Origin of the sequence: Prevotella sp. HMSC077E09 (assembly GCF_001814685.1) — a bacterium.
In the GTDB taxonomy this organism is placed as follows: domain Bacteria; phylum Bacteroidota; class Bacteroidia; order Bacteroidales; family Bacteroidaceae; genus Prevotella; species Prevotella oris.
In genome coordinates this window covers 10,024-16,636 of record NZ_KV817564.1, presented here as the reverse complement: position 1 = coordinate 16,636, position 6,613 = coordinate 10,024, and the positions used below count along the sequence as shown (strand labels likewise).

6 protein-coding genes are annotated in these 6,613 nt (G+C 44.9%); 3 read left to right on the top strand and 3 right to left on the bottom strand.

Annotated elements, in window-relative coordinates:
• Positions 1 to 309: 309 nt before the first annotated feature.
• Positions 310 to 1,668 carry a TrpB-like pyridoxal phosphate-dependent enzyme gene (locus HMPREF2983_RS07235; protein ID WP_070667552.1) on the bottom strand — a complete coding sequence of 453 codons (1,359 nt, stop codon included), beginning with the start codon at positions 1,666 to 1,668 and terminating at the stop codon, positions 310 to 312.
• A 110-nt stretch (positions 1,669 to 1,778) separates the two neighbouring features.
• On the opposite strand from HMPREF2983_RS07235, the gene HMPREF2983_RS07230 reads away from it, so the two are divergent.
• A complete protein-coding gene (locus tag HMPREF2983_RS07230) occupies positions 1,779 to 3,197 on the top strand; it encodes a sodium:solute symporter (protein ID WP_070667551.1) in 1,419 nt (472 codons plus the stop codon).
• 15 nt (positions 3,198 to 3,212) lie between these two features.
• On the opposite strand, the gene trxB is transcribed toward HMPREF2983_RS07230, so the two are convergent.
• Both trxB and HMPREF2983_RS07220 read right to left on the bottom strand, forming a co-directional pair.
• Positions 3,213 to 4,151, bottom strand: coding sequence for a thioredoxin-disulfide reductase (gene trxB / locus HMPREF2983_RS07225; RefSeq protein WP_070667550.1), 939 nt, complete (start codon positions 4,149 to 4,151; stop codon positions 3,213 to 3,215).
• A gap of 31 nt (positions 4,152 to 4,182) precedes the next feature.
• Positions 4,183 to 4,737, bottom strand: a complete 555-nt coding sequence (locus HMPREF2983_RS07220) for a glutathione peroxidase (protein WP_004377420.1) — start codon at positions 4,735 to 4,737, stop codon at positions 4,183 to 4,185.
• Between the two features lie 356 nt (positions 4,738 to 5,093).
• On the opposite strand from HMPREF2983_RS07220, the gene HMPREF2983_RS07215 reads away from it, so the two are divergent.
• Positions 5,094 to 5,636: a lipocalin-like domain-containing protein gene (locus tag HMPREF2983_RS07215; RefSeq protein ID WP_070667549.1), complete on the top strand. Its 543-nt coding sequence runs from the start codon at positions 5,094 to 5,096 to the stop codon at positions 5,634 to 5,636.
• 37 nt (positions 5,637 to 5,673) lie between these two features.
• A complete protein-coding gene (locus HMPREF2983_RS07210) occupies positions 5,674 to 6,312 on the top strand; it encodes a hypothetical protein (protein WP_070667548.1) in 639 nt (212 codons plus the stop codon).
• The last annotated feature ends 301 nt before the right edge of the window (positions 6,313 to 6,613 follow it).

The following is a 6,613-nucleotide window of genomic DNA, read 5'->3' as shown; positions in this document are numbered from 1 at the left end:
GCAACGCATTGACTATGAGGATGTTATGAAAAACGAGGCAAGATACAGCGTAAAATCATGGCAAAAAGCATTGCAATCTGCGTCATTTTAGCCTGCGTTTTGCTTCATTTTGCACGCTGAAATGATGCAGATGAGCGTGTAATTTGACGCAGATTGCAAGATGACAAGCCATAAATGATGAAACAAAAGCCGTTTTCAGCCTCTGTAACTCGCTGAAAACGGCTTTCCCATTTCTATTTCGAAGATTTTCAAAGTGCCTTTTTAACGCACTCTTTTTTTACATTTTCATTGTCTGAAGAAGCTTTTTATTTACCTTGGAATACGCTTTAAGCTCTCTTCAATCTCCTCATCACTCAAGCTATAATTGCGCAGATCGCCATTGATATAGCTGTCGTAGCTCGGCATATCTATCAGTCCATGACCGCTAAGACAGAAGAGAATGACAGGCGACTTACCCTCTTCGGTGGCCTTTTTAGCCTCACGAATAGTCGCTGCTATAGCGTGACAGCTCTCCGGAGCAGGGATAATTCCCTCGGTTTGCGCAAAGAGAAGGCCTGCTTGGAACGACTCTAACTGCGGGATATCAACGCCGTGCATATAGCCATCCTTGATGAGTTGCGAGATAATCACACCTGCACCATGGTAGCGAAGACCGCCTGCATGGATGTTGGCGGGCTTGAAATCATGCCCCAATGTGTACATCGGAAGCAATGGCGTATAGCCTGCTTCGTCTCCGAAGTCATATTCAAACTTACCGCGAGTAAGCTTTGGACAACTCGCAGGTTCAGCTGCAATGAACTCGGTATTTGCATGACTTCTGTCAAAAAGATGACGCATAAAGGGGAATGCAATGCCTCCAAAATTACTGCCACCTCCAAAACATGCTATCACTTTATCAGGATATTCACCAGCCATTTCCATCTGTTTTTCGGCTTCAAGACCAATCACTGTCTGATGCAATCCCACATGATTGAGCACCGAACCAAGTGTATATTTACAGCCAGGAGTAGTCGTTGCAAGTTCTATGGCCTCTGAAATTGCCGTGCCTAATGTACCGGGATAATTCGGTTCTCGCGTGATGATATTCTTTCCCGCGCGTGTAGACATTGACGGAGAACCCTCGACTGTGGCCCCAAACGTACGCATGGCTATCGAGCGATAAGGCTTTTGTTGCAATGTAATCTTCACCTGATAGACGGCTGCTTCAAGTCCATAGAGCTTGGCTGCATAGCTTAATGCCATGCCCCACTGACCTGCTCCGGTCTCTGTGGTCACGTTGGTATCACCCTCTTCTTTACAGTAATAACACTGCGGAATGGCCGAATTTATCTTGTGAGAACCTAAAGGATTGGTGCTCTCATTCTTGAAATAGATGTGCGCAGTGGTGCCCAAAGCCTTCTCAAGTGCATAGGCACGCACGAGCGGAGTGGCTCTGTAATAGCTGTATTTCTCACGAACTTCCTCGGGAATCTCTATCCATGAGTTCACAGTATCAAGCTCCTGCTTTGAACACTCCTTACTGAAGATGTGGCTAAGGTCGTCAGGAGAGAGGGGCTTTCGCGTTTTCGGATGCAGCGGTGGCAATGGTTTTGTGGGCATATCTGCCTGTATATTATACCAATGTGTAGGAATTTCATGTTCCTGCAAGATGAATTTCTTCTGTTTCATAACCTTGTTTTGTTAAATCGTTTATAGGAGGTCATTTCGTCATACAAAGGTAATAAAAAGAAAGTTCAAAAGAGGAATAATGTTGTTTTTTTATTAATTTTGCACTCATTATGGTCATAATTATTACAATTCTCACCTATTTCAGCATACTTCTTGTGTTCAGTCGGCTCACCAGTCGACGCGCTACAAACGACACTTTCTATCGGGCCAACCGCCGTTCGCCATGGTATATGGTGGCGTTTGGCATGATTGGCGCGTCAATCTCGGGCATCACGTTTGTCAGTGTGCCGGGTATGGTGGTCAAAACCGATATGAGCTATCTGCAAATGTGTCTCGGTTTCATCCTTGGCTATGCTGTCGTGGCCTTCGTTCTGCTGCCGGTTTATTACAGATTGAACCTCACAACGATTTACAGTTACCTGCAAACAAGACTCGGACAACGCGCCTATAAGACTGGCGCTTCATTCTTTCTGCTGTCGAAACTCATAGGGGCAGCCGTGCGTTTCTATGTGGTCTGCATCATTCTCCAGCGTTTCGTGCTCGACCAATTGGGTGTTCCTTTCGTGCTGACGGTGGTCATCATGGTCGGTCTTATATGGCTTTACACGCGCAGAGGTGGCATTAAAACGCTCGTTTGGACTGACTCTTTTCAAACTTTGTGCATGTTTCTCGCTCTGTTGTTAATTATCTATCACGTCACGTCGGAACTCAATTTAAGTCTCAGTCAAGCAGTAATAGCTATTGCAAATGATAGCCATAGCCGCATATTCATATGGGATGATTGGGCCTCAAAGCTGAACTTTTGGAAGATGTTCTTTAGTGGAATATTCGTTGTTATCGTGATGACGGGACTCGATCAAGACATGATGCAGAAGAACCTTACCTGCAAAACACTGCGTGATGCGCAAAAGGATATGTGCACTTATGGCTTGGCTTTCGTGCCCGTTAATCTGCTTTTCCTGTCTTTAGGCATACTGCTGATGATGCTTGCCAATAAGGAAGGCATCGCCATTCCACAGATGACCGACGACCTTTTACCGATGTTTGCCGCCACAGGAAGCCTTGGAGCACTCATTATAGTGTTGTTTACAATCGGCATCGTTGCAACCAGTTTTTCAAGCGCCGACAGTGCCATGACAGCCTTAACTACAAGCTGGTGCGTGGATATTATGGAGAGAAAAGACGATGAGAAATTGCGAAAGCGCACGCATCTTGGCTTTGCCCTGCTCTTCGTGGTATTCATTTTAGGTTTCAAGATAGTGAATTCCACAAGCGTGATTGATGCTATCTACATCATCTGCTCCTACACTTATGGCCCCTTGCTCGGTCTGTTTGCCTTCGGACTCTTTACGCGTTGGCAGGTAAAAGACCGCGCAGTGCCTTATATAGCAATAGTAAGCCCGGTCATTTGCTTTGCTATCGAAACGATAACAAAACAGATAACCGGGTATAACTTCGGCTACGAACTGCTCATACTCAACGGAGCATTGACATTCGTTGGCCTTTTCATATTCAGAAAGTTGCAGTAGAAAAAACTGCTTTTCCTATTTTCCAATTTCGCTTAAATAGGCTTGTGCATCAAGCGCGGCCTTTGCTCCAGAGCCTGCAGCGACTATAGCTTGCTGATAATGTGGGTCACAAACATCGCCCGCAGCAAACACTCCATCGATGTTAGTGGCTTGATTTTGACCTTCAAGTTTAATGAATCCCTGCTCATCAAGTGCCAAAGCATCCTTGAAAACAGCTGTCTGCGGCTTATGACCGATAGCGAGGAAGAAGCCATCGATAGGCAAATCATACGCTCGTTCATCGCTTTCGCCCTTGCGATAGACGACATGTGCACCCTCTACTCCATGCTCTCCGTAGAGTCCAAGAGTGTTGGTTTCATAGAGGATTTCAATGTTTTCAACAGCTTCAACACGGCGTTTCATGGCTTCAGAAGCACGCAAATAGGGCTTGCGTACTATCATATAAACCTTTGAACAGAGTCCCGATAGGTAGTGAGCTTCCTCACATGCCGTGTCACCTCCACCCACAACAGCCACAACTTTCTTACGATAGAAGAAGCCATCGCATGTAGCACAGGCACTGACTCCCTGCCCCATATACTTCTGTTCATCAGGAAGCCCGAGATATTTAGCCGTTGCTCCAGTTGCAATAATCACGCTATCGGCAGAGATTTCCACGCCACGATCAGTCGTAAAGACATACGGTTTCTGTGAGAAGTCGGCTTTTATAATCTCACCATCTCGCATGTCCACACCAAATCTTCCGGCCTGTTCGCGCAGCTCCATCATCATCTGATTGCCGTCAACACCATTCGGATAACCAGGAAAGTTGTCAACAATCGTGGTCTGAGTAAGCTGCCCTCCGGCTTGCATTCCACAGTATTCCACGGGCTGCAAGTTAGCTCTTCCGGCATAGATAGCCGCTGTATAGCCTGCCGGTCCACTCCCGATAATCAAACATCTGGTATGTTCCATTCTCTCTCCTCCTATATATTTAAATAGGTGATTAATCTTTCAAGAGCGCTTCTATCTGCTCCTTGATATGTTCGAAGTTCTCTGTTGGCTCGAAACGAGCAACAACCTGTCCTTTCTTATTAATGAGGAACTTCGTGAAATTCCACTTAATCTCAGCACTTTCCTTATAGTTTGGATCAGCTTCTGAAAGCATCTTGTCGAGAATTGGATAGATAGGATGGCTCTCGTCCCAACCTGCAAAGCCCTTCTGTTCCTTGAGGAACTGATACAAAGGCTCGGCATCTTCGCCATTCACTTTAATCTTCTTGAAACGTGGGAAAGCTGTGTTATAGTTCAATTTACAGAACTGATGTATGCTCTCATCAGTGCCAGGAGCCTGCTGTCCGAATTGATTGCAAGGGAAATCAAGCACTTCAAAGCCCTGTGCATGATAGGTTTCATAAAGCTTCTCAAGCTCTTCGTACTGAGGAGTAAAGCCACATTGTGTAGCCGTATTCACGATTAGAAGCACTTCATTGGCATATTCTTTCAGTGAAACATCACCACCTTTTCTGTCTTTTACAGAAAAATCATAAACTGTTCTCATTGTTCTTTTATTCTTTAATACTAAAAATTGTTGTCTAATATCTCGCATACGACAAATTATGTGCCATTCTTTTGCATCGCCATTTCTGTCATACATGCTAACGCAAAGATAGTGAAATAAACCGAATTTCAGCCAGACGGCAAATGATGTTAACTCAATTTTAGATTAAATGGGATATGGAAAGCACGCTCTGTGCCACCTTGTCATACGCTAAACTGACAGCTTTGGAGGCTTTCTCCATATAAAAGAGGGAAATCCCTACTGTCGAATATGGATTTTACATTTTAGGACTGACAGAATAGTTCTATCTTTGCTGCATAGAAATTAAAAAGAAGTATAAACCCTAAATTCAGTTTATGATGAAACGATTTACGACAATATTCACGGTAATGCTTATGGCTGCACTCTCCTTGTCATTGGTTTCTTGCGATGAAGATGCTGAAGTTGCTGCCACCCTTGCAGGCACTTGGCAGGGGAATGTCTATGCATATTCAAGATATAATGGCAGGGAGTACAGGGCTGCTGAAAGCAAAGTGCAGTTCAACAGTGGCTATAACTCGGGCGATGGTTATTGGATTGACTACTACAACAATGCCCCTTACAGCTATCAGGCCAGTCATATTACCTGGTATGTAAGGAATACCAACATTTACATTCACTTCGAAGAAGACAATACCAACGTCGTTATCTACAACTATACGCTTAGCGATGACCGTCTCTCGGGGTATATACAGACGGGCAACGGGCAGATGCTGACCATCACACTCTACCACACTTACTCCCCCAATTGGAGCAGTTACACCTTTGACGACTACGATTACGACAGCTATTATGGCTATGCCAAGAGTCGTGCGTCAGGCACAGCAACAGGTCGTCCGCAGCGTTTCTTTGCAGAATAAGATATCAGAGAGTCATAAATTAAAACTTAGAACAGACATGAAAAAACTGACTAAAACCTTGCTACTGCTTCTAATAGCAGCAACACCCATGGCATTTTCGAGTTGCGATTCGGGCAACACCTACTATGAAGACGGTCGCAATTGGTGGGTAAACAATGCTGATGACAATGCAGACAGCGATGCCAAATATCTTAAAGACCTTGCCAATACCCTGCGAGGTCATTGGGAAGGTGCCATGAGATACGAGTATAACGATGACAACGGACAGCGAGCTATTGCACAATTCAACGTGCAGATAGAGTTCGACCAGTATGATGCCACAGGTTTAGGAGGCCGTGGACGCGAGATAGATATAGCCACTTCAAACGGAAAGACCGAAACCCAAACGCTCAATTTCACGTGGAAAATCGATGAAAGAACAAGCGATATCTACATCACATACGACAGTTCAAAGAAGAAATATCGCATCACCATGCTCGACAAAGAGAGCAATCTGCAGAGCTATCTTGATGCTAACCGCTTCGAAGGAACCATGATTGGCGTGAACAACACCGAATATATTGACTTCAAACTTGCCCGCTACAGCTATGCAAAACAGGGCGATATCGTTTTCAGCAGAGCTGCCCAGACACGTGCATCAGGTATTAAAATCGAGAACAAAATCGTGAAAAGGTAAAGTAAGACCTTCCAAAAACTCAATATAGAAAGCCTCTTCTGCTCCCTGACAAGGGAGGGGAGAGGCTCCAATCTTATGTTAACCTCGTAACAAGTCATACCTACCCCCGGCCCCTCCCCAAGGGAGGGGTGTGCTAACTTGCGGAGCCTCCCCCAACCCCTCCCAAGGAGGGGAGCTTGAATTTGCAAGGAAATTAGTTATAACTCACCTCGTAATTATGCATCATGCATTGTGCAGTATGCATTAAACTTAAGTTGTCCTTTAAGTTGAAAATGTAAAAAAAGAGTGCGTTAAAAAGGCA

What these genes read in the sequence shown, in the direction of transcription:
- HMPREF2983_RS07235 (WP_070667552.1), bottom strand. Translation starts at nt 1,668, where the DNA reads ATGAAACAGAAGAAATTCATCTTGCAGGAACATGAAATTCCTACACAT.
- HMPREF2983_RS07230 (WP_070667551.1), top strand. Translation starts at nt 1,779, where the DNA reads ATGGTCATAATTATTACAATTCTCACCTATTTCAGCATACTTCTTGTG.
- trxB (WP_070667550.1), bottom strand. Translation starts at nt 4,151, where the DNA reads ATGGAACATACCAGATGTTTGATTATCGGGAGTGGACCGGCAGGCTAT.
- HMPREF2983_RS07220 (WP_004377420.1), bottom strand. Translation starts at nt 4,737, where the DNA reads ATGAGAACAGTTTATGATTTTTCTGTAAAAGACAGAAAAGGTGGTGAT.
- HMPREF2983_RS07215 (WP_070667549.1), top strand. Translation starts at nt 5,094, where the DNA reads ATGATGAAACGATTTACGACAATATTCACGGTAATGCTTATGGCTGCA.
- HMPREF2983_RS07210 (WP_070667548.1), top strand. Translation starts at nt 5,674, where the DNA reads ATGAAAAAACTGACTAAAACCTTGCTACTGCTTCTAATAGCAGCAACA.